At 50.5% G+C, this 22,740-nt stretch carries 26 protein-coding genes; 7 read left to right on the top strand and 19 right to left on the bottom strand.

Annotation, left to right across the window (positions count from 1 at the left end; genetic code table 11):
- Position 1: 1 nt before the first annotated feature.
- Positions 2–2,938 carry an insulinase family protein gene (locus tag QQZ12_RS02175; RefSeq protein ID WP_284723898.1) on the bottom strand — a complete coding sequence of 979 codons (2,937 nt, stop codon included), beginning with the start codon at positions 2,936–2,938 and terminating at the stop codon, positions 2–4.
- Between the two features lie 161 nt (positions 2,939–3,099).
- Between QQZ12_RS02175 and QQZ12_RS02170 the strand changes: the two genes are divergently transcribed.
- The gene (locus QQZ12_RS02170) at positions 3,100–3,267 is read left to right on the top strand and encodes a hypothetical protein (RefSeq protein ID WP_189318981.1); all 168 of its coding nucleotides are present in this window, start codon (positions 3,100–3,102) and stop codon (positions 3,265–3,267) included.
- Between the two features lie 46 nt (positions 3,268–3,313).
- Entirely contained in the window at positions 3,314–3,445 is a 132-nt protein-coding gene (locus QQZ12_RS02165) for a hypothetical protein (protein ID WP_262983050.1), read from the top strand.
- Positions 3,446–3,558: 113 nt separating this feature from the next.
- On the opposite strand, the gene QQZ12_RS02160 is transcribed toward QQZ12_RS02165, so the two are convergent.
- The 10 genes from QQZ12_RS02160 to QQZ12_RS02115 all read right to left on the bottom strand — a co-directional run bounded on the left by QQZ12_RS02160 (position 3,559) and on the right by QQZ12_RS02115 (position 12,357).
- A complete protein-coding gene (locus QQZ12_RS02160) occupies positions 3,559–3,999 on the bottom strand; it encodes a Dps family protein (protein WP_102991814.1) in 441 nt (146 codons plus the stop codon).
- Positions 4,000–4,081: 82 nt separating this feature from the next.
- A complete protein-coding gene (locus QQZ12_RS02155) occupies positions 4,082–5,974 on the bottom strand; it encodes an FtsX-like permease family protein (RefSeq protein ID WP_284723897.1) in 1,893 nt (630 codons plus the stop codon).
- Complete coding sequence (locus tag QQZ12_RS02150) at positions 5,949–6,719, bottom strand: ABC transporter ATP-binding protein (protein WP_284723896.1); 771 nt, start codon at positions 6,717–6,719, stop codon at positions 5,949–5,951. Before QQZ12_RS02150 ends, QQZ12_RS02155 begins: the two co-directional genes overlap by 26 nt.
- 86 nt (positions 6,720–6,805) lie before the next feature.
- On the bottom strand, positions 6,806–7,807 hold the full coding sequence (locus QQZ12_RS02145; RefSeq protein WP_284723895.1) for a sensor histidine kinase: 1,002 nt from the start codon (positions 7,805–7,807) through the stop codon (positions 6,806–6,808).
- On the bottom strand, positions 7,804–8,505 hold the full coding sequence (locus QQZ12_RS02140; protein WP_284723894.1) for a response regulator transcription factor: 702 nt from the start codon (positions 8,503–8,505) through the stop codon (positions 7,804–7,806). Before QQZ12_RS02140 ends, QQZ12_RS02145 begins: the two co-directional genes overlap by 4 nt.
- A gap of 203 nt (positions 8,506–8,708) precedes the next feature.
- Complete coding sequence (locus QQZ12_RS02135) at positions 8,709–9,401, bottom strand: copper homeostasis protein CutC (RefSeq protein WP_284723893.1); 693 nt, start codon at positions 9,399–9,401, stop codon at positions 8,709–8,711.
- 199 nt (positions 9,402–9,600) lie between these two features.
- Positions 9,601–10,662: a ribosome small subunit-dependent GTPase A gene (gene rsgA / locus QQZ12_RS02130; protein ID WP_284723892.1), complete on the bottom strand. Its 1,062-nt coding sequence runs from the start codon at positions 10,660–10,662 to the stop codon at positions 9,601–9,603.
- A 59-nt stretch (positions 10,663–10,721) separates the two neighbouring features.
- Positions 10,722–10,898 carry a hypothetical protein gene (locus QQZ12_RS02125; protein ID WP_284723891.1) on the bottom strand — a complete coding sequence of 59 codons (177 nt, stop codon included), beginning with the start codon at positions 10,896–10,898 and terminating at the stop codon, positions 10,722–10,724.
- The gene (locus QQZ12_RS02120; RefSeq protein WP_284723890.1) at positions 10,895–11,770 is read right to left on the bottom strand and encodes an AraC family transcriptional regulator; all 876 of its coding nucleotides are present in this window, start codon (positions 11,768–11,770) and stop codon (positions 10,895–10,897) included. Before QQZ12_RS02120 ends, QQZ12_RS02125 begins: the two co-directional genes overlap by 4 nt.
- Positions 11,771–11,928: 158 nt before the next feature.
- Entirely contained in the window at positions 11,929–12,357 is a 429-nt protein-coding gene (locus QQZ12_RS02115; protein WP_022735762.1) for an RrF2 family transcriptional regulator, read from the bottom strand.
- Between the two features lie 408 nt (positions 12,358–12,765).
- Here QQZ12_RS02115 and QQZ12_RS02110 point away from each other — a divergent pair, with 408 nt between their 5' ends.
- Positions 12,766–13,674 carry a R2-like ligand-binding oxidase gene (locus QQZ12_RS02110; protein ID WP_223248046.1) on the top strand — a complete coding sequence of 303 codons (909 nt, stop codon included), beginning with the start codon at positions 12,766–12,768 and terminating at the stop codon, positions 13,672–13,674.
- A 225-nt stretch (positions 13,675–13,899) separates the two neighbouring features.
- Positions 13,900–14,715, top strand: a complete 816-nt coding sequence (locus tag QQZ12_RS02105) for a polysaccharide deacetylase family protein (RefSeq protein WP_223248045.1) — start codon at positions 13,900–13,902, stop codon at positions 14,713–14,715.
- A gap of 47 nt (positions 14,716–14,762) precedes the next feature.
- On the opposite strand, the gene putP is transcribed toward QQZ12_RS02105, so the two are convergent.
- The 4 genes from putP to QQZ12_RS02085 form a co-directional block, all read right to left on the bottom strand.
- Positions 14,763–16,229: a sodium/proline symporter PutP gene (gene putP / locus QQZ12_RS02100; RefSeq protein ID WP_102991804.1), complete on the bottom strand. Its 1,467-nt coding sequence runs from the start codon at positions 16,227–16,229 to the stop codon at positions 14,763–14,765.
- A 192-nt stretch (positions 16,230–16,421) separates the two neighbouring features.
- Entirely contained in the window at positions 16,422–16,772 is a 351-nt protein-coding gene (locus QQZ12_RS02095; protein ID WP_102991803.1) for a chorismate mutase, read from the bottom strand.
- 200 nt (positions 16,773–16,972) lie between these two features.
- Entirely contained in the window at positions 16,973–17,995 is a 1,023-nt protein-coding gene (locus QQZ12_RS02090) for an NADP-dependent oxidoreductase (RefSeq protein WP_102991802.1), read from the bottom strand.
- Positions 17,996–18,178: 183 nt separating this feature from the next.
- Positions 18,179–18,508 carry a hypothetical protein gene (locus QQZ12_RS02085; protein ID WP_102991801.1) on the bottom strand — a complete coding sequence of 110 codons (330 nt, stop codon included), beginning with the start codon at positions 18,506–18,508 and terminating at the stop codon, positions 18,179–18,181.
- 172 nt (positions 18,509–18,680) lie between these two features.
- On the opposite strand from QQZ12_RS02085, the gene QQZ12_RS02080 reads away from it, so the two are divergent.
- Positions 18,681–19,238, top strand: a complete 558-nt coding sequence (locus QQZ12_RS02080) for a hypothetical protein (protein WP_102991800.1) — start codon at positions 18,681–18,683, stop codon at positions 19,236–19,238.
- A gap of 436 nt (positions 19,239–19,674) precedes the next feature.
- Here QQZ12_RS02080 and QQZ12_RS02075 read toward each other — a convergent pair whose 3' ends face one another.
- From QQZ12_RS02075 to QQZ12_RS02060, 4 genes are all read right to left on the bottom strand, one after another.
- Complete coding sequence (locus QQZ12_RS02075) at positions 19,675–20,055, bottom strand: DoxX family protein (RefSeq protein ID WP_284723889.1); 381 nt, start codon at positions 20,053–20,055, stop codon at positions 19,675–19,677.
- 135 nt (positions 20,056–20,190) lie between these two features.
- On the bottom strand, positions 20,191–20,481 hold the full coding sequence (locus QQZ12_RS02070) for a hypothetical protein (RefSeq protein ID WP_284723888.1): 291 nt from the start codon (positions 20,479–20,481) through the stop codon (positions 20,191–20,193).
- 14 nt (positions 20,482–20,495) lie between these two features.
- Entirely contained in the window at positions 20,496–20,714 is a 219-nt protein-coding gene (locus QQZ12_RS02065; RefSeq protein WP_102991797.1) for a hypothetical protein, read from the bottom strand.
- Positions 20,715–20,716: 2 nt separating this feature from the next.
- Positions 20,717–21,025, bottom strand: a complete 309-nt coding sequence (locus QQZ12_RS02060; RefSeq protein ID WP_022738384.1) for a hypothetical protein — start codon at positions 21,023–21,025, stop codon at positions 20,717–20,719.
- Between the two features lie 246 nt (positions 21,026–21,271).
- On the opposite strand from QQZ12_RS02060, the gene QQZ12_RS02055 reads away from it, so the two are divergent.
- Together QQZ12_RS02055 and QQZ12_RS02050 are read left to right on the top strand one after the other, a co-directional pair.
- A complete protein-coding gene (locus tag QQZ12_RS02055) occupies positions 21,272–21,889 on the top strand; it encodes a YczE/YyaS/YitT family protein (RefSeq protein WP_284723887.1) in 618 nt (205 codons plus the stop codon).
- A gap of 68 nt (positions 21,890–21,957) precedes the next feature.
- A complete protein-coding gene (locus tag QQZ12_RS02050) occupies positions 21,958–22,701 on the top strand; it encodes a YqjF family protein (protein WP_284723886.1) in 744 nt (247 codons plus the stop codon).
- Positions 22,702–22,740: the final 39 nt, after the last annotated feature.

Here is a 22,740-nt window from a genome sequence, read left to right as displayed (position 1 = left end):
ATCAAGTAAGCGGCTCAATCCGGTCGAACAAGTCCGCGTGGGCCTTAATCTTCCCTTCACCGCCAATGACGCAAGCCGCTCCCTCTTTTAACACCGCTTCCACTACTGGCGCCAATTCCCGTACATCATTGACATTCGTCCGCAACACCTGCGCCCATTCTTCCCGCACCATCTCCTCCGTAATCCCGCTAAAATGGCGCATCAGTGCCACCTCGCCCTTTTGGCTGGCGGAACGGGCAGGGTCAAGCTTACGGAGAGTGCCGATCAACAGGCGGTGCCATTCTTCCTGGCTGGGGTTCAACCGCCGCAAATAAGCCGGAATCTCTTGATACACCTGCAAAGTCTCTGTCAGATTCGGATCTCGATAGGAGACGAACGCAAGCGCGCCCGTGCGGCTCAAACTGCACATCGCGCCATACGCCCCTCCCCGTACCCGAATCCGGTTCCACAAATACTCCGTCTCTAACAACGTTTTTAGCACCATCCAGCGACCTTCATAGCGTCCGCCGGCCGTGAACAACCCGCCTCCCTTGGCCACATACTGCACCCGGCCAGGGCCAAAAAATGCCTCGTATTGTTTGTGGTTCACCAACCGATGCGCTTGCTGGTGCACTTGTGGAGCGTCCGCCTCCATCCCAAGGGTCGGCACCCACTGTTCCAAAAAACGCGGCAGGTGCTCTCCGGCTTCCCCTTCCGCCGCCACCCGGTGCACCGTCAACGCGTCTCGCCGGAAAATCAAGCGCGCAGTCTGTTGCAATCGCTCGGCAATTTCGTCAGCCCGTTGCGCAAACTCCCGTTCCAACCGGCTCAAAAACCGATGCAAACCGATGCCGTGCAACCGCTCATCGCACCGCCCTTTGTCCGACAGCGAGGATGCGAGGCGCATCACTGCAAATTGGTGGCCGCTACGCAAAAGTAGAGTCTCCCGTTGCGCTTTAAACTCCCTGATCAATTGCAACAAGCGTCCTTGGTCCGTAAAGCGGGTCAAACTCAAAATTTCATGTAACAAATCCGGGAGTGCCGGCCATTGGTGGGACAAGAGCTTCACATTGACGTGGAACACCGTCGCAACCTTCGGCGCCGATTGCGTTTGCTGATACGTTTGCACCTTGCATTGCAAACCGCCAGTCAACAGGTGGACGGCATTGGACAATTGACCATAAGTGTATCGCTTGGTGCCCATTTTTCCCAGCACATAAGCCAAGAGCGCGATATAGGGGAAATGCTCTTCCGGCACTGCTTTCGTGTCAAACGAGAGTTGGAGATAATGGATGCCTTTGGTGTCATGCGGCGTGAACAAAACAGGAACCCCTTGCACAGCGGTTTGCTCCAGCGGGATGGGCTCCGGATGAGCCGGGAGTTCATTCAAACTCAATAAGGGCAAGCACGCCAAGGCTTCCGCCGGATCGGCCGCCTGCTGCCTCGCTTGCAACCGCTGGGTTTGCTCGATTAGCCGCTTGATATCCGCCGCCGACAAAGTATCTTTGATCCGTGCAAGCTTCTGCCTGTGTTGCCGCTCCCTCTCTTCTGCCAGTGTCACACTGGGCTCCAACGTCAAAAACGCAGCATGATGGTTATCCAACAAGTTCTTTTGAATCCATTGTTCGCCGCCACCTTTTTGCACATGAGCACGCAAGGCCGAAAGTGTCTTATCATGGCGCAAATGGGCCAACGGATCACCGCCGTGCAACCAACTGCTCATCACTTTGAATAAATAAGTGAGTCCAGCCGGGCCGCCTTGATCCGGCTCCCTTAACGTCACTTCCAGCCAGTTGATACCCGCATGTAGCAAGTCGGGATCGATGCCGCCCTCCGCCAACCGGCGCAGTGTGTCCGTCAACACGCGGCGGAAAAGATCCAACGCCCCTGACTCCGCATGTTTTACAAACACGCTGAACATCGGCTTGCGCATGGAGGGATCGATCTGTCCGGATACCACTTTGCCCACGCCAGCATCCAACAGTGCTTGCTTCAGTGGAGACGCCGGACTGTGAAAAAGTACATACGCCATCAGGGTCAGCATCAGCATCTGGAGGGGGTCTGTCGCTTCGCCGACCGCATAGGAAGCGCTGTACATGGTTCGCCCCGCGGTGCTCGCCGCCGGATAGGCGACCGTTTTTTCCACTGGAAACGAAAAGGGCGGTTGCACCAACGAACGGTGGGTTAATACTTGTTTCCCGAAGGATACGAGCGCTTCTTCTTGCAACAGCCGCAACACTTCCTCCAGCTCACCGTCGCCGTACAAGTAAAAATAACTATTGGACGGATGGTAATGCGTGCGGTGGTACGTCAAGAACTGCGCCAATGAGAGATCGGGAATGCGGTCGGGGTTCCCTCCTGAATCAAACCCGTAAGGAGTGTCCGGGTACAAGATGGTTTTAGCCGTCCGTCCCAGCAACGAATCAGGGGAGGAATAAACCCCTTTCATCTCATTGTATACAACGCCGCTGATCGTCAGCGGATCAGACGGAGCAGATAGCGCATAATGCCATCCCTCTTGTAGGAAGATTTCCGGCGTCTTATGAATGTTCGGAAAAAACACAGCATCCACGTACACCGAAACCAAATTGAGAAAATCTCGCCAATTGCGGCTGGCCACCGGATACACTGTTTTGTCTGAGAAAGTTAAGGCATTGAGATAAGTGGACAACGATCCTTTCAACATCTCTTTGAATGGTTGCTTCACTGGATATTTGCGAGAACCGCACAAGACGGAATGCTCCAAAATGTGCGTCAACCCTGTATCGTCTTGTGGCAATGTTTTAAAACTGACCGCAAACACCTTGTTGGGATCTCTATTCGCCAATTGCAACAGCTTCGCACCCGTCTTTTCATGCTCAAACAGCCTGGCAGTGGCATCGATTGCTTCCACCCTTTGTTCATCGCGCAGGACAAAACCGTGCAAACGTGCGCCCTTCTTCCAGCTTTTCGCCGTCATAAGCCCTTCTCTCCCTTACTCTTCGTCTAGCCGGCGGATGCAATCAAAGCCTGCCATCGGCACCAACCGGCAACCGGACCCTAGAATGCGTTCCGTATCGATGGCTTTCACACAGAATAACTGCTTACCCTCATTTTTACACAGAAAGGGGCGATCTGAGTATGGGCGGTTTCAAAAAATACAGTGCGTTGCTTTTCACACCAAACCAGCGTAACCGATGGTCACAAAATAAAAAGGGCGACGTAACCATCGTTGAAAGGGGTCTCTACTTAAAAATTTTAAGTGGCGGCGCACCTCCAACTAAAAACAACAAGCATCGGGTGATATAATATGGGTGAATAGTGATCTGTGCCAATCATCTTGGAGGGTTCTTCATTGAAAAAAATATTGCTCATCTATGGCCTCATCATGTTTGCCATGTTGGCGGTGAGTCTATCCTTCGTCACCGAAAGTGAACAAAACCAGCCGTCGAGTTTGATGGCGATTTTGCTCTTCATTCTCCATTGAACCTTTGCATTTCTTCCATCCCCCACCGCGCCAAACGCAACACAGCCCCTCTGTTTCGAGAGGGGCTGTTGTTGCGTTTGGTGCTCCGCTTCCATTGGAAGCTGCCACATCGGTTATGCCATATACGCATTCAACATCCAAAGATGTTTTTCCAAGCTGGTACGAATGTGCGTCAACATGTCGGCGGTAGATTCATCACCGGCTTGATCAGCGATATCGATACCTTGTTTCAATTCATCCACCAAGGTGTTGAAGTCGGCGATCAGGTTGCTCACCATTTGCTCAGCGGTTTCATTGCCCATCCCTTCCGTGATGGAAGCTAAGCTGAGATATTCTTTCATCGTGGCGACCGGTTTTCCGCCGATAGCCAGCAAGCGCTCGGCCAACTCGTCGATGTAACCGGCGGCCTCCGTATAATACTCCTCGAACTTCTCATGCAGTTCGAAGAACTGATCCCCTTTGACAAACCAATGGTAATTGTGCAGTTTAACATAAAGCACCGACCAATTGGCCACCTGTTTGTTTAGCACTTCATATACTGCTTGCGTCGTCATTTCCATCCCTCTTTCATTGTGGCTAATTCTGACTATAGTATGCCCCATTCCGCCACAAATCTTGAGAGAAACAACAGACACATCAGCTTAACACCCGTTTCAGTGATTTTAAATAACTGCTCCGCACGATCAGGAAATATACGAACTGCAACAAGAAGAACGAGCCGATGCCGACTGTGGCCGGCCCGATCACCGGCGTTTGCAGATCTTCCTGCAAAGCCATCAACGCAACGATCGAATGCACCACAGCCACAATAAAGGGAACGAAAAACAAAAGCGCCATCTGGACGGTGTTGGCTCTTGCCAACTCACGCTCCGTCAACCCCAGCTTGTTAATGGCCTGATACCGTTTGCTGTCTTGGTCCAGGTCGGCGTAGAGACGAAAATACAAGAAACTACCTGCTGCCATGAAGAAGATAAAAACAATAAACATCCCGATAAACATGGACACACTGGTAAATTGCTTAAACGTCAGATATACTGTCGCCCGTTCCAACAATTCCCCTTTCGCCTCTACGTTGAAGGGGAACATGCTTGCCAATTTTTCACTCACCCGATGTTCCACAGAACCTGCTTTGGGTTCCCGTCCCATCCATTCGTCGACAATGTAGATAGTAAATATTTCTTGTTTGGCCGGTTTCGTCAATTTGGTAAATGTCGTGTCGGCAACCACCAAATCGCCTGGGGAGTAAGGCAGGATAGTGCCAACCATCGACCGATCAATGTGAAAGACATTGCCATTCTCTTTGAAGGTGATGCGCTTCATTTCCCCCAAATCGTTTTTTTCATCTGTTGACCGCAAAAGCCAACCCGCCTGTCCGCGCACATGTATCGGGTCCCGATCAAGCAGACGAGCCAGGCGGTTGTAGTCAGATTGGCGGATAATAGCCACTCTTTTATCGCCTTGTGTTGGCATATAATAGCGAACCGGAAGGTTAATTTTCTCTGCCTGCACCTGCTCCCGGGCCAATTCGCGGTCAATCCGGGCCAAATCGGCGTTAGCCTTTGGATTGTCGGGGCTTGATACATAAATGAAGGGATACGGATTTACTTCCAACATCATCCGGGCCTGTTGTTTGAAGTACAGGAATGTGCCTGTTGCGGTAAACGCAACAGCAGACACGATCGTCACCAAAAACAACATCCGCGCATTGTCTTTCATACGGTAAGCCAAGTCAGACAACCACAATAGATTGGTGCCCCGCTGATAAAAGCTGCGGCGACGCTTCAGCCAGCGAATGACAAATACGCTCAACTGCGTGAATAAGAAATACGTGCCGACAATGGCCAATCCCAATATCAGTAGCATCGTGTCGCTTGAAAACTTAGTGAGCGCAATACCATACGCACCAGCAAGGCAGGCAAACGCCACCAACGCCAAGAAGATGGACGCTTTCGGTTCCGGCTTCGGTTTGTTCGCGCTCTGCAATAATGCAATCACCCGCTGATTACGCACCAAAAACAGCGTCATCAGTGAAATCACCACAAACATGCACAAGAACGACAGAATGGTCAGCTTAAGCGCATCTGCCGGCCAGTAAAATGGTAGCTCCGGCATTTCCAACGCGTACGCGGCAAAAATAAAGAAAGCTTTCACCACCAGCAAGCCCAAAATCACACCCATACCGACGGATAACAGGCCAATCAGCATGTTCTCAAGAAAGACGAGTTGGTTCAGCTGCACCCGAGTCATGCCGAGCATTGCCAACAAGCCAAACTCTTTTTTGCGGGCCTTCAAAAATCCGCCCACAGAATAAAGTAAAAACAAAAATGAAAAACCGAATATGACATATTCCGCCGCCTGCATGCCGATCTTAACCATCCGGCTGACTGAGCCATCTGCCAATTGCGGATGGTAAATGAACATGGCATAAACGAAGAAAATCATCACCGCAAACGTGCTACTCAACAGATAGGCACTATACGTGCGGATATTGCGTCGGACATTGTTATACGCGAACTGATGGAATTTCATGCGCATTCCCTCCCAACAATGCCAACACATCAATAATTTGCTGATAAAACACCTTTCGATTGTTACCGCGGTGGATCTCATTGTACAGTTGGCCGTCTTTGATGAAAATAACCCGGTCGCAGTAGCTAGCCGCCATTGGATCATGTGTTACCATCATCATGGTCGCTTCTTCGTCGCGATTAAGGCGCTCCAGCGTCTCCATCACATCGCGCGACGCTTTGGAATCAAGATTACCTGTGGGTTCGTCCGCCATCACCAAGGACGGGGAGTGGATGAGCGCACGTGCGATGGCCGCTCGTTGCCGTTGGCCGCCCGACACTTCATACGTGCGCTTGTCCAGAATCGCGTCGATTCCCAACTTGGCGGCGATCTCCGCCAGCTTACGATCCATCTCAGGGACAGGACACCGATCCAAAGTTAGCGGCAAGACAATGTTTTCACCCAAGGTCAAGGTATCCAGCAGATTGAAATCCTGAAACACAAAGCCTAATTCCCGGCGCCGAAACATGGCCAATTGGTTTTTCTTCAACTGATGCGGATTCTGCCCATTGATCCAGACTTCGCCGGAACTGGGATGGTCGATGGTCGAGATCAAATTGAGTAATGTGGTCTTCCCACTGCCCGAAGGCCCCATGATCCCGAGGAATTCACCTTTGTCAATCGATAAGTTGATATCTTTCAAGGCGCGGAATGGCATGCTCCCGCCATATGTTTTGCTCAGATTTGATACTTTCACGATTTCCATTCGTTGCACAACCCCTTTCAAAAGCCGTTTGCTCTTGAAACAGAATAATGGGTTTTGCGCGGCCTTGCTATGGATCTGTCTTAATCCTATCTTACATTTGTGTAAGGTTGCCGACCAAAGGTGATCGTCACTGTCGTCCCCACGCCCACTTGAGATTGGAGCGTGACAACATGCCCCAGCTTCCGGCAGATTTCCCGGACTAGATAAAGCCCCATCCCGGTGGATTCCTTGTATTTTCTGCCGTTTTCTCCTGTGTAATACGGCTCGAACACGCGCGGCAAGTCTGCTGGCGGAATGCCTACACCCTCATCCTTGATGGTGAGTTCCCAAGCACCCCCTGCGCGATGGATTGACACGTGCAACTGCTCGCTACGGCCGCTGGAATACCGCACCGCATTGGTCAACAACTGTTGCAAGACGAAGCCTAGCCATTTCGCGTCTGACATCACCTGGGCTTCCGGCGCCAACGTCAACCGAGGGAAGACGCGCTTGCTGATGAATAGCCGTTTGTTCTCCTTAATCACTTGTTGCACCAACTCGGACAGCGGCAGGGATTCGATGCGAAAGTCTTGTTCAAACGCTTCCAAACGCGAGGTATACAAAATCATCTGAAGACCGGCACGTAAGCGATCCAACTCTTCCCGCACACTGTCCACCGCTAGCGTCTCCTCCTCTTGCAACAGCAAATCGGCAACAGACAGCGGCGTTTTCATCTGGTGAACCCACTGGTTGATAAAGGTGAGATGACGTTGTTGCCGCTGTTCATAGGCATGTAAGCGGTCTTGGTACAACCGGTATTGGTCATGAAGAAGCTGCGCAAACGCTTCCGCCGCCGGTGTGGATGGTTGATCATCGACAAGGGCATCTTCCATTGACGCAAGCGATTGGGACAAGCGCCGATACATACTACGTCGCCGCAAATAAAAGAAAGTGAGGAAAGCGGCAAACGAAACCACGCCTAACAGCCAAACATACCCCAATATGCGAATCGACCGAAAACCGGCCAGCCAAATCAACCCCAACAGTGCCACCCACTGGAACATAGTAAAGGCGATCAGCGAGCCATGCTCCCTAATGAACAGCCTCATACCCCTTCCTCCCCGGGAGGTTTCAAGCGGTAGCCCGTTCCCCGCACGGTTTCGATCAGGCCCGTGATGCCGAGTTCTTTCAGTTTGCCGCGAACACGGTTGATATACACATTCAGCGTGTTATCATCCACAAACGCTTGCTCATTCCACAGGATTTCCAACAATACATCCCTAGTCGCCACACGCCCTGGCCGCTTCAATAACGCTTCAAGCAACAAAGCCTCTTTGCCTCCCAATTCCACCTTCTTGCCCTGCCACGCCAACTCCAGACGTTCCGGGAAGAGGATCAATCCATTCACTTCCACCCGCCGTTCCGCGCCGCCCCCCGCGTATTCGCCGTAGGCGCGGCGAAGATGGCTACGAATCTTGGCGATGACCACTTCATAATGAAATGGCTTGGTTATGTAATCATCGGCGCCGTTTTCCAAGGCCATCACCTGATCCATTTGCCCCTCTCTAGCAGAGATAAACAAGATTGGGCACGTCGAGTGGCGGCGGATTTGGCGACACCAGTAATATCCGTCATACATAGGCAAGTTGACATCAAGCAACACCAATTGCGGTTGGATATCCTGAAATACATCCAGCACCGCGGTAAAATCAGTGACGCGCTCGGCTTTATATCCGTATCGGGACAGATGTTCTTGCAACAGTGTGGCAATTTTCTCGTCATCTTCCACAATCATGATGGACGTCATGCGCTTTCCCCCTCTGTGTAACCATAAAAAGCCGACCATGGATTAGGATCGGCTTTGTTTCCATTCCCTATGAATCAGCTTACCAAACCGGCACCCATTTCTCTTCGTTTTTTATGGTGAACCAAACAGTTAAGGCTCCCACGGCGATCGTGCCGGCGGGAGCCCTTGTTTGCGACAGCTTGTCGTCTTTCATTCTCTTTTTCTTACATGCCTGAGTCAACTATTGCTTTCAATGCCTCCAGCTTGACGGGATCAATCGGCGCCAATGACTTGCCGCCCACTCGCACCCCCGAGCCGAAATGGACTTCCTTCACCCCTGTTTGCGCGCTGAATGCAGGCAACGACTCGACGGTCAATCCGCTACCCGCCAGAATGGTCAGGTGGGTTCCCTCAGCCAAGCGCACCAGCTTCGCCATCTGTGGAACCGCATCAAGCGCGCTACGCTTGCCACCGGAAGTCAACACCCTCGTCACTTGCGGATAGCGGAGCAGCACCTTTAGCGCCGCTTCCTGATCGGCCACCTCGTCAAACGCGCGGTGAAAAGTGATGTCTAGCCCTTCCGCCGCCTCAAGCAAAAGCGACAGCGCCGTTTCATCAATGGTCTTCTCCTTGGTCAGCGCCCCCAAGACCACTCCTGGCGCGCCTAGGCGCTTAACGGTTTGGATATCTTTGATCATCGTGTCCAGGTCATCCCGACTGTAACAAAAAGAACGGCTGTGGGGCCGGATCATCACATAAGCCGGAATCGTGACGCGACGCACCACTTCCTCAATCAACCCGTAACTGGGAGTTAATCCCCCTTCCGCCATGCCTGTGACCAGTTCAATTCGGTCAGCTCCATGCTGATCCGCCAATTTGGCGTCAGTCAAGTCTGTTGCTATGACTTCGATTCGCATGTCCTACCCTCACTCAATCTCTTCATTTTTCCAAACGCCTCTGCTGTCGCGGACGGGCTTTCCGCCACCGTTTACGCGAAAGAGGCGCTTTCCAATATCAGTGATTTTACCATACCACCCCAGCGAATACTCAAACGAAATGCAAAAAAGCGCCCAATCCAGTTATGTTCCGCCGGATTGGGCGCCGCGTGCGTCTTAATCACTTGCGCGCATTTATCTTCGCTTGTTTGCTTCTTTTCTTCCATATCTCTTTTTCCGCGTGGGCCAGCTGCCGGTTTTCTTTGCGCTCATAATACGCCAACTCCCGAAGCAACTTCCGGTAATTAGCAAGACGTTTCGGCGCCAAGCGTCCTTCGGCCAGCGCAAGCTCCACTGCGCAACCCGGTTCACCATGGTGCTGGCAGTCGGTGAAACGGCAAGAGCGTGCCAACTGCTCAATCTCCTCAAATGTCTCTTGCACACCATGTTCCTGGTCGACAAGTTTGATCCCACGCATACCCGGCGTGTCGATCAGGCATCCCCCTTGCGGCAAGAGGAACAATTCTCGATAGGTGGTTGTATGTTTCCCTTTGTCGTCCCCAGCGCGAACCGCTTGCACTTCTTGCTGTTCCGTCCCCAAAAAGCAATTGGTTAAGGTGGATTTGCCCACCCCGGAAGAACCAAGCAAGGCCACCGTTTTGCCCGGTTGCAAATACGCCATCAACTCATCCAATCCCTCGCCGGTCAAGCCGCTTACCACATGAATCGGCACACCCAAGGCCACCGCTTCGACTTGCGCCACCTTGTCAGTCACGTCTGGGTACAAATCCGCCTTGTTCAACACAATCACCGGCTGCGCACCGCTTTCCCAGGCCAGGGTAAGATAACGCTCGATCCGCCGCACATTAAAATCTTGGTTTAACGCGTTGACCAAAAATACCGTATCGACGTTGGCGGCGACAATCTGCTCCTCCCATGTCCTGCCAGCCACTTTGCGGGAAAACCTGCTAAAACGGGGCAAAACAGCCTCAATTGAGGCTCTGCCCTCCGCCACCCGTGGTCGAATGACCACCCAATCGCCCACGGCAGGATAATCTTCTACTCTCGTTGTCTCATAGCGGAATCTGCCAGTCAATTCCGCCAATAGCTCCCCGTATTCGGTCTGCAAACGATACAAGCGTTTATGCTGAAGGGTCACGCGCCCAACCGCGAGCCCGTCCTCTTCGATCTGATCAAATGCTTCCTCCAAGGCAGGGGTCCAGCCCCATGTCCATTTATCCAATTGTGAGTCCTCCCTGTGATTCTGATCTGCGGCAGATCATGGAGAACCCCCATCCGCACCTAACAGCAAAAAGGATTCTCCACGTCTTGTCCTTTCGTGTTCTTCTGGCTGTTTATCACAATCATCGTCATCACTCCTTTTTGCAACTTGCTTTTATTATATTGCAAATGATCCGACATAAGCAACGATGCCCGCAAGGACACATATCGGTCTTTGCGGGCATCCCATCTATTCATTGGCGCTTCTTCTGAATCGGAATCCATATCTCGCTGCGAAACTTGGGCGATGAAATATCTTTGTGCTCGTTCCACAACATTTCCGGCCCCTCAGCAAGTTCATAATCGGAAGATGGGAACCATTCGGAGAAGATGCGCCCCCATGTCTCTTGCAATGTATCGGGAAAAGGACCAACAACTTCAAATACCGCCCAGGTCAGAGCGGGCACTTCCAGCTGGTCCAGATCTTCTGGGCACGCTTGCGTCGTTGCCACGCCAATGTAATGATCCAGTTCCCCTCCCTCCTTTCTCCCTTCAGAAAAATTCGTAGATGCGCTGATCAAACCGACCGGCTCGACATTGCTGAGATTCTTCAGCCGAGTGATCTTCGCCTCATCCAAGCTGGCCCACATGGAGGCGATTTCCGGATTAACCCCTTGATAAATCAGTGGAACTCTTTTTTTGATGCCGACAATGCGAAACGCGCTTTTCTCCTCAATGCGATAATTCATTTCGTTTCCCCCTTTGACAGTCAATTGAAAAGTCAGCCGCGGAAAAGCTTTCAACGGCTTTCCATTGTTTCTGGCTTCGGACGGTGTCACACCATGCATGGCTTGAAACGCCCGCGCAAACGCATCTGCTGAGCTGTAGCCGTATTTGACCGCGATATCGATGATCCGCACATCGCGATCCTTCAATTCAAATGCGGCTAGGGTGAGCCGTCTGCGCCGAATGTATTCGGACAACGTCACACCGGCAAGAAAAGAAAACATCCGTTTAAAATGGTACTCTGAGCACATCGCCCGCCGGGCCACTTCTTTAAAGTCGATGTCGCCAGCGAGATGGTCTTCAATATAGCTGAGCGCTGCATTCATATGTTGCAGCAGGTTCACAAGCACCTCACCCCCTCATCAATAGATTAACAAGATGCGGCTAACACCATCCGACATTTTCAAGCACAAAAATGAAGGGTACCAACTCCGACCAACACGAAAAAAGCCATAACCGTGGTCATGGCTTTAATATACCGCAGAAGAAGTTCATGTTTTGCCTATCCTTTTGCCGCCTGATGCACTTTGCCGCGCAACAGATCCTCCAGCGTGGTCTTTTCCAATAGATTCGCGACAGTTTCCCGGATGGACATCCACAAGGGCCTGAGCAAGCACATCGATTCCAATTCACATGACTCATAAGCAGTTACACTCACGCAGCCCATTGGTGCCAATGGCCCTTCCAACTGGCGGATGATCTCTCCGATCACAATCTGATCCGGCGGCCGGTTGATCCGGTATCCGCCACGGCTTCCGCGCCGGCTGACCACATACCCCAGATGTTTAAGCTGCAATAAGATGTGCTCTAAATAACTTGTCGGTACCAGCGTTTTGTCCGCAAGGTCGCTAATCGTCATCACTCGCGCCGGTTCTTGCCCCAAGATAATTAGCGCGCGCAGGGCGTATTCGCCCCTTGTCGATATTTTCATGCCTATCAGCCTCCGTCTTCCCCGTCGTGGGGATCGGATATGGTTAAGCGATCGTCGGTGCAAAGAAACTTGGCCCGACAACGCACCTTTTTACGATAAAATCAAGCAGAATAGTCGGTTTTATAAGCGCAAAATCTCATTTCCCTCGCTCATGGCAACAATGAGGGCAACCCCTTCCATTCTGTTAATTTAAATTTATATAATTATCTGTAATTTGTCAATCTCCCATTCCTTTGACTCGACCGGAATGCGATGCCAGCAACGCGTTCCCACGCATAAACGAGGGGAAATGGTAGAAAAATCGCATTTTTCAAAATAAAATTAGGCTCAATCCCCTTCATCAACGGGTATATAATGGGTGGCACCCACTGACCCGCCGGTTCATATTTCATGATTGGAGGGATTTACTTGACAAGACATATTATTACTCTGAGCAAAGGGCTGGATATGCAGTCTGTTCCTTACCGCCTGTATCAAAAAGCCAAACGGCTGGGCACCTGGAATCCGGAAGATATCGACCTGACACAGGATGTCAATGATTGGGTTCATTTCACTGGTGAGCAAAAAAGAGAGATCCTGGGGATGATTGTCAATTTCTTGGCTGGGGAAGAAGCGGTGACGGTCGATTTGTTGCCGCTTCTGATCGCTGTGGCCCGTGAAGGAAGATTGGAAGAAGAGATGTATCTGACCACATTTTTGTTTGAAGAAGCCAAGCATACGGAGTTCTTCCGCCTTTTCATCAACACACTTGGTGTCACTGAAGATTTGACCCCCTATCTAAATCGACGTGGCATACCCATGCTTTACTTGGATGACACAGATGCGACCCAACAGGATAGCAACACCCTCACTCGCACCATGAACCGGCTTTTGACTGACGACTCCCCCGAAGCATTCGCTGATGCTGCCGTGTTATACAACATGTTGATTGAAGGCGTTGGCGCGGAAACCGGATATTGGTTTTTTGAGCAAGCACTTGAAAAGAGGGGGCTCATGCCAGGCTTGATGGAAGGCATCCGCCTGATCAAGAAAGACGAATCCCGGCACATCAGTTACGGCACTTATCTTCTGCACCGTCTCATTCAAGAACATCCCCATCTCTATGAATATATCATGCAACGCATGGACGAATGGAACCCTGCGGAGCAGCCTATCCCCAGCATGATCGCCAATTATCCTGACGCATTTGGTGTGGGATTAGAAAGGCGCTTCGCATTTGCTCAAAAACAATTTGCCATCCGCAAACAGATCATCGCCCGCGCCAAAGATAAATCCTTGGAAGAAATCTACCGCCAATTTAATCTGGAATCACTTTGACACCCTGTCGACACATGCGCTTCCCCCCGAGCACTGGTTCATCGCCAGGCAGACCGCCCCGTATCCCCTTCACACGTCCGTGCGTTGGGCACGGACGTTTTTTGAAACCAATCCGTAATAAAACGTCCACAAGATCGTCAAGTTCGGCTTAGCAAAGTAGATAAATTTTATCTTAGATTATTTTATTATTGATATAAATAGATTTATAGGGATTGGAGATTTACCATGCAAAAAAAAATATATGGTCTTCTTGCGGCAACGCTCATGAGCAGTGCCTTGCTCAGCGGTTGCTTTAACCAACAATCCGCAGAACCCGGATGGCAAGCAGACCATTCACACCTCACCAAGCTCTCACCTATGCCTAAGCGCATCAAATTGCCGCCAGAATTGACCGCACTACAAAAAACGGTGATCAAATCCGAATCAAAACATATGCATTATCACGGTCCGCGCGGGCTGAAATGGGTCGCGTTGACATTTGACGATGGGCCAAACGATCGTTATACCAAACAAATTTTAGACATCTTAAAGCAAAACGGGATCCGCGCCACATTCTTCGTGTTGGGACAGCAAGCCAAAGCCCATCCGAACATGCTTAAACGGATATATGACGAAGGACATGTGATTGGTAGCCATACGTGGCGGCATCCATATCTCCCCAGCTTGTCCGATCAGCAGTTAGTGCAAGAAATGAATCGCACCAATGCCACCGTCAAACAAATCATCGGCAAAGACCTGCGCTTGATGCGCCCGCCATACGGAGCGGTCAAAGGCAAGATCAAACGCTTGGAACAAATGGGTTATGAAATGATCCAGTGGGATGTTGACACGCTCGACTGGAAAAAAGGAAGAACGGCAGAAGATATCGTTCAGATGGTCAAGAATCATGCCTTACCGGGGAGCATCATCTTGCAACATGATGCCGGTGGGCCGCGTGACGCAACCGTCGCATCACTCCCCCGCATCATCAAACACTTGCGACAACAAGGCTACGAATTCGTCACCATTGACCAATTGTTGCAGGTTCCTGCATATAAATAAGCAAAAGAACCCACCGCCCTTGATTGGAGGCGATGGGTTCTTTTTGATTACACTTGCGTCTGTCTCACCATTTCATCAAACTCAGCCTCAATCTCGGCCGGCGGCTTCGGCGTAAGCAGGCTCACGACGATGATAGCCAGCGTACACGCGATAAAGCCAGGAATGATCTCATACACTTCGCTAAGCGCCTCGATTTGCTCCCATACGATAACGGTAGCCGCCCCGGCGAGCATGCCCGCAAGTGCTCCCCATTTGTTCATCCGTTTCCAGAACAGGCTGATCAACACTACCGGTCCGAATGCGGCTCCAAAGCCAGCCCACGCATAACCCACCAAGTTGAGAATGGTTTCGTTGGGGTTCAAGGACAAGTACAAAGCGATCAAAGACACACCCAAGAGAGACAACCGGCCGACCAACACCAACTCCTTATCTGTGGCCGAACGGCGGAAGAACGCTTTGTAGAAGTCCTCCGTCAACGCGCTCGAGGTCACCAACAGCTGGGAAGAAATCGTACTCATGATCGCCGCCAGGATTGCCGCCAGCAAGAAACCGGTGATCAACGGATGGAACAACACATCAGACAACTTGATGAACACCGTTTCAGGATTTTCCAGTTTCATGCCGGTGTTGTTAAAGTAAGCGATTCCAAATAACCCTGTTAACATCGCACCGATGATCGAAAAGATCATCCAGCTCATACCGATGCGGCGTGCACTTTTCGCCTCTTTTACCGAGCTGAGCGCCATAAAGCGCACAATAATGTGGGGTTGTCCGAAATATCCCAATCCCCAAGCCAGCAAGGAAATGATGCCAACGACGCTTGTCCCTTTGAACACATCGAGCAAGGCCGGATCGATTCTCTTGATCTCAGCTAGCGTCGAGCCGAGGCCGCCCGCCTCCATCACCGTGACCAACGGCACCAAGATCAAAGCTACCACCATGATGGTCCCTTGAACGAAGTCCGTCCAGCTAACGGCCAAAAATCCGCCAAACAGGGTATACAGAATCACGACACCCGCACAGAGGAGAACTCCCCACAAATAATCCATCCCAAACGCGCTTTTAAACAACTCCCCGCCAGACACCATGCCCGAAGAGGTGTAGAAGGTGAAGAAAACGAAAATAACCAGTGCAGATACTACGCGCAAAATACGGGATTGGTCTTTGAAACGGTTTTCAAAGTAGACGGGAATGGTGATCGCGTTCTGCGCCACTTCCGTATACGTTCGCAAGCGCGGTGCCACATACAGCCAGTTGAGATAAGCGCCCAAACACAAGCCCAATACGATCCAGCCGCTACTGATCCCTGTTGCATACATGGCGCCGGGCAACCCCATCAGCAGCCAGCCACTCATATCAGAAGCGCCTGCACTGAGGGCTGTCACCGCGGGACCCAGATTCCGCCCGCCCAACATGTAATCAGAGAGGTCCGAAGTTCGCTTATAGGCGAAATAACCGATGATCAGCATCGCTACCATATAAATGCCGATTGAGATAATCACGCCATATTCCATCCGCCAATCCCCTTTCAAAATATTTACAAAAATTAGTTATAAATACAAAGAAAAACCTAACTTGGTAACATAGTATGACACATGAAGCAATTTTCGTCAATTTCTTGACAATCCGGAAGATACCCCAAATCTCTCTCCACCAAGACAAAAGCCCCTGCTGTCCGACCGCAGACAGCGGGGCTTTTCGGTTGGTTAACGGCGATCTGCTTGCAATTCTTTAGCAATTTGGAATAAATTACCGAAGAAGAGCGCTACTTGCTCATCTGTGACAGGACCCTGATTTTCTTCCTGCATTTTGGCGATGATCTCCCTTTCTCGTTTTTCATCGACAATCGGCAGGTTTTGCCGTTTTTTGATTTCCCCGATCTCAACGGCCACCCGCGCCCGTTCATTCAGCAGGTGTAGCATTTGTGCGTTGATGCGGTTCATCTCCTCGCGCAACGCTGACATGCTCCGCAAATTCTCAACTATCCCTTTGTCTTGACTCGCCTGTTTATTCACTGGCTCTCTCCCCTCATCTCCACTGTCTTTAACAAACGCCATCACGCTTAACCCTGTTCAAGCAGGGAGCACTCTACGCCATCAACCATCGATTTTCACATGCGTCAATGTTTCTCTTACTAGAATATTTTATTTATTTAACCACCTTTCCAACTTTTATGTCAACGGGTGATTCCTTGCCACACAAAAACCCGTTTCCCAGTCACGGGAAACGAGTCATGTTCCATGCTCCTATTCAGCCGTCAGCGCTTAGAAGGCTCGGCTACTTTCACCAATTGCTTGCCCAGGTTCTCACCGGAGAAGAGTCCCAAAAATGCTTGGATGGTGTTTTCAAATCCGTCCACGATGGTTTCCTCATACCGGAGCTTGCCTTCTTTGACCCAAAGAGCCAGCTGGCGGGTACCCTCCTCAAAGCGCTCAGCGTAATCGCTAACGATAAACCCTTTGATCAACGCCTTATTGATCAAAAGCAACGGCTGGATACGCGGCCCTATCGCCACTTTCTCCATATTGTACAATGCGATTTGACCGCACAGCGGAATTCGCGCATGTGGATTTATTAAGGTCATCACCGCATCCGAAACTTCCCCACCCACATTGTCAAAGTAAATGTCCACTCCATTGGGGCAAGCTTCTTTCAACGCCGCTCTTAAATCAGTCGCCGTTTTATAATTGATGGCTGCATCAAAGCCCAGTTGCTTGACCAAATACTCTATTTTTGCATCTGATCCGGCAATGCCCACCACACGGCAACCTTTGATTTTGGCGATTTGCCCAACCACCATGCCCACAGCTCCTGCAGCTCCGGAAATCACGACTGTCTCCCCAGGTTGGGGCTTGCCTATATCAAGCAGGCCGAAGTAAGCGGTTAGGCCAGGCATACCAACCACTCCCAAAGCAGTCGTGATCGGCGCGACGGTTGGATCAATTTTTTTCACCCCATGAGCGGAAACAGTTTGGTATTTTTTCCAATCCAGCATACCAACCACGATGTCCCCCGCTTCAAGACCCGGCGCTTTGGATTCAACCACTTCACCGACCACACCGCCGGAAATCGGTTGGTTCAGCTCAAATGGAGCCACGTAAGATTTACTATCGTTCATACGACCTCGCATGTATGGATCGACTGACAGATAGAGCGTTTTGACCAACACTTCCCCCTCACTTGGTTGGGGGATCGGAATCTCTTCCCACTTGAAGTCCGCTTCAGTCGGCATCCCTTTAGGCCGGTTAATCAGCAAGATTTGTTGGTTGCGTTTGCTCATGATGCAATTTCTCCCTTCTCGATGGAAAAGAACTTATATACACCTCTACTATTTTACTCTATTTAATTGTACTCAATCAAATTAACTACACCTCTTCTGAGTATCTCCATCAATGCAACAAAGGCGCCTTCGCTCTGTTGTAAAGCGAGTGCGCCTCTATCGGTTTATCATTTGCTAACACTGTCATGAAATTCGCACATGGCAATAAAAAGCCGTTTTTCCATCCATTGACGAGAGAAAATCATACTGAGTCCAACCAATCCCACCAGTTGAGGAGAACACTGCGAAGTGCGCATAACTCATGTAGGCCATAAAAGACATAAACAAAGCATTGGCGGCCGCAAAACCATATTCGTACATTTTCACGTCAATCCAGATATGTTTGTGGTCATCCACTTTATGTTGATAACTTTCAATCTCTTCATTGCTGAAAAAATCCACGATTTCGCAGGATATACCCATATCTGCATCGATTTTCAGCTTGTTCGCCAATTCATCGATGAAAGATTTCATCTCGCACCTCCACAATGAATGAACACAAGTCTCCAATCATTCATTATAACAAGAACAGTGTTTAATATTTAATCCTGTATCATAATTTTAAATGAAATGATTGACTGAAAAGCGCAAACCCTCTATTATGAAATCATCTTCCTAACTAATTGAACGAAAAGGGGAGCGCATCATGCTCATTCAACAAGGACTCTCCGAATTGAAACTCATCAAAAAACGTATGGCCAAAATTCAAGAAGAATTAAGCACCTACTCAGCTTGGTCCTCCAAAAAGAAACACCCTTGGGGGATCAAAGGGGCTAACCAAGAATACAGTGTCAAGCAGGCGGAAAAAGAAGTGCAAGCCAAGATTCAAGCATACCATGATCTGGCACAGCGCTTTTTCATCATCAAATCGGCAATTGATCGCACCAACTTGGAAACAAAAATCACCGTCGCCGGGAAAACGTTCTCCCTGCACGAAGCATTGCTTTACAAAAACCATCTCATCGGCATGAACCAAGACTTGGTTGAAGCCTGCAACACGGCGATTCGCCGCGCCGAAGCCGAGGTGGAGCGGTATAACAGCAAGAAAGAGCGGGACTCTGTCGACAATGCCGACTTGCTCTACCTCTTCCCACGGCAAGAAGTGGAGAAAGTCAACCAATTCAACATTGAATTCATGGAACAGGTTGATGCTGCGTTGCAGATTGCCAACGCCACAACCCATTTGATCGGTATCAACGAATAAACGGCTTTTCACGTCTGATTGCTTTCATGGCGTAGTAAACCCCAAAAAATGCCTTGAGATTAGGGTCCTTTGATATGACTATCCTTTCAAGATAGTTCCATATCATGGACTCCTCTTAAAAGATTGAGTGCTCAGTGAGCTAAGCTGCCCAGTAGGCAGTCGTTTGGCGGCCAGTGTTCACGTGCTCAGTGCTCTTCTAACCTAGTGTTTAGGGCTTAGCCTTCAGTGATCGACAAAACCCAGCTCTGACTTTCCTGACCGAGGGCAGTTCGCAGCTGTTGGGGTTTGAGGTGCTGGCTGCCATGAAAGCAAAACCTCCCAACCAAATTGGCTGGGAGGTTTTTTATGTTTTTCTTGCGGCCTGAAACGAAAAAAGACGGCCGCCCATATGGACTCCGCCATTTGTCGAAAACAGCATGGATGGGGATCGAGGTGCTCAATCTTTGCCGATGGGTACTTTTAGTGCACCAGGCCCAGTAAATAGGAGCGACGCGGCGGTGAGCAGAATCAACAAGTCATATTCATACCCGCCTGCAAATCCTTTGCTCCCGTTCACAAACAAGATCGCCCCTGCCATGATCGCAACCGCGACCCCTGCAGCGATAGAAGTGAACAGCCCAAGGATGAAAGCTACCCCGATCAACACCTCCAAGCCCGCTACCGCGTAAGCCGTGAACGAAGCCATCGGGATGCCTTCCTGGCCGAAAAATCCAATCGTCTGTTCCATGCCCATCCATTTCTGCGCACCATGAATAAGAAAAATGAGACCCAGACCAATTCGTAGGAACACAGGGCCGTAACTCGCCTGTAATTTCATGTTGTTTCCCCTTTCAATCTCTTATCCATGCCATCATAACCCTCATCTCTAAACCCCTGATAAACAGAGATTAAATCTTTCTTAAGTACATGTGTCCAAATTGCGAACGCTACTGACAACAACTAAATTCGGCTGTCACCCGCACTTCCGCCGCAAACAATGGAGCGTCATGACACTGGTGCAAAGCGACAGCATCATACCGCCATGGGTCAACCACATCACGGTTTCTGCCTGAATCGAAAAAACGGCTTGCAATCCCCGGCCGGCCGTCGCTATGGCGACATGGAGGCACAATCCCGCCAAGATGCTTAAGCTAGCTTCCCGCTTGCCCATACGCTCTTCCTCCAGCCATTTGCCCAACAAGCACACATAATAAACGGAACCCATCCCTCCAAGCAAAGTAAGCACCGACGAAACCAACCACACCGTCCACACCTCTCCTACCGCTTCAACTGATGCACTTGCATCCGTTTGAACAAATGCAACCGGTCATCCCCATGGCAGGGAGCAACCGCCTCTTCCAACTCCCTGATTCCATAAGCCGACAAAAACCGGATCATCGGCTGCAACTTATGTATCACGCGCATCTCTCCCGTGGGGCAATGACGGATCACCAACCGCTCCCGCGACCGATCATACCAAAAACAGATCTCAGCCATCCTCATCCTCTCCTGTTGCGCGATGTTCCAAAAATGTCATATGACCATCCGCAGAATAAATGTTTTCCTTCTTCCCATTCCACCTGCATCACATCCATCAGTGGGATAGGCACCACTGCGCCTGATTCGGTATGAAGCCGAATCACCTGCACACGCTTGCGCGGCTGGTGATCGACCGTTAATGACAGCTGCACCATCTCCCCCTCTTTCTCCATCTCAGCATCAACGACTGTCACATGTGGCTTTTGTTGCAACTCCCCTACAAACGGCAAAACGCGGTCCTTTTCTCCCCGCAAGTGCATCACAAACACTTTTTATTCCTCCTTAAAATGACAAAGTTGATCATTACAATAACAAGGATACATCGCGAAAAATTGCGTTTCGCACTTGAATTATAATTCAGAAATCATCATTTTTCAAATATTTTCCATCAAACCCAATTGAAGGAACATCTGTAGCGCGCCTGCTCCGCTCCTTACAAAAAAGCCAACTTACACTTCTGCCAGATAACTTGTACACATATATTAGAACAAATCTCTCCGTAAGGTTGGTATGCCATGGGTAAAACAATGACGAGAAGCCTCTCATATATCTGCGGCTTAATTATCAAATCGCTCGGCATTTCCTTGATCTTGCGCTCTGAATTGGGTGCTGACGCGTGGAATGGGTTCTTTGTGGCGATGTCGGAATGGATCGGCTTCACCGTCGGGTCCTGGCTCATCACCTGCGGGGTGCTGATTACGTTGCTAAACGCGTTTCTGTCCAAAAAAACGCCCAATCCACTGTCCTTGCTAACTATTGTTGTTTTGGGCTTTTGCATTGACTTTTGGTTGGACACATTAGATTTTCATCCCGTCCAACTTTTCTACCAAGTGCTCATTTTTTGGGGAGGTTTTTTGCTCGCAACTATCGGCATATCCATCTATGTGCAAAGCAAATACGCCTTGACCCCCGCTGATCAGTTGATGTATATACTGACTGAACGATATGCGATGAGCCTCACCGCCTCCAAAACAGTGATCGACGGCAGTGCCTTGTTGTTCGCCTTGGTGTTGCATGGTCCACTCGGCTTGGGAACATTTATTTACACCTTCTTGTGCGGGCCCTTCATCCAATTTTTCATCCCCAAGATCGAACGGCTCCTCTTCACCGACTCTCCAACCACCCGTTCTTAAAGCGCATGGGAACCTTGCTCCTTCTCCATACTACGAATATCCACGCATGAAGAAGGAGACTGACAACAATGAACCATCACCTTAAGCCCCCACCAACCCCTCCCCAACCTTGGCTCATTGCCCAGACGTTAGCTGATGTCTGGTTCTTTCATTGGCCTATCCCCGCCGCCGCCCTGCAACTGCACATCCCTGCTCCACTTTCATTGGATTGCCGTGACGGCACCGCATGGATCAGCATCGTGGCCTTTCGGGTACAACATGAGCGGTTGCGGTTTCTACCGCCCATGCCAGGCCTCTCTTCGTATCTGCAACTCAATTTGCGTACATATGTGACGTATGACGGAGAACCCGGCGTCTTCTTTTTGAGTTGCGATGTCAGCAGCTGGTTGCACGCCCTGGCCGCCCGGATGATGTGGCGCCTGCCCTACCTTCCGTCTCGCTTACGTTTCACCGCGCATGGCCAACACACTTCCCTCATCTGTGAACGGCCAAACCTGTTCACACCGGCGGCCCGATTTGCGGCGCAAATGCACCAATCCCCCAGACCCGCGCCCATCCAACCGGGATCACTGGCCGATTGGCTGACTGCGCGTTACTCGCAATACCTAATCATCCGTGGCGCCCTCCACCGCGGGGATATTCGCCATGCCCCTTGGCCTTTGCAGCCAGCGGAAGGGGTTATTCACGCCAACACTTTGCCAACCTCCATCCAGCTTCCCGCCTTAGACGAAAAACCCCTATGCCATTATGCTTCCAGCGTAACCGCCCATGTGTGGCCATTTGTGCGGTTGGGCACCGGCAAACATCAATAAACCCCGCAACCGGTTGGGGAGAGAAAATTTCTCTCGCAT

Source organism: Laceyella tengchongensis (assembly GCF_900182735.1).
In the GTDB taxonomy this organism is placed as follows: Bacteria; Bacillota; Bacilli; order Thermoactinomycetales; family Thermoactinomycetaceae; genus Laceyella; species Laceyella tengchongensis.
The sequence above is the reverse complement of the archived record's forward strand: the minus strand, read 5'-3'. Positions and strand labels throughout refer to the sequence as shown.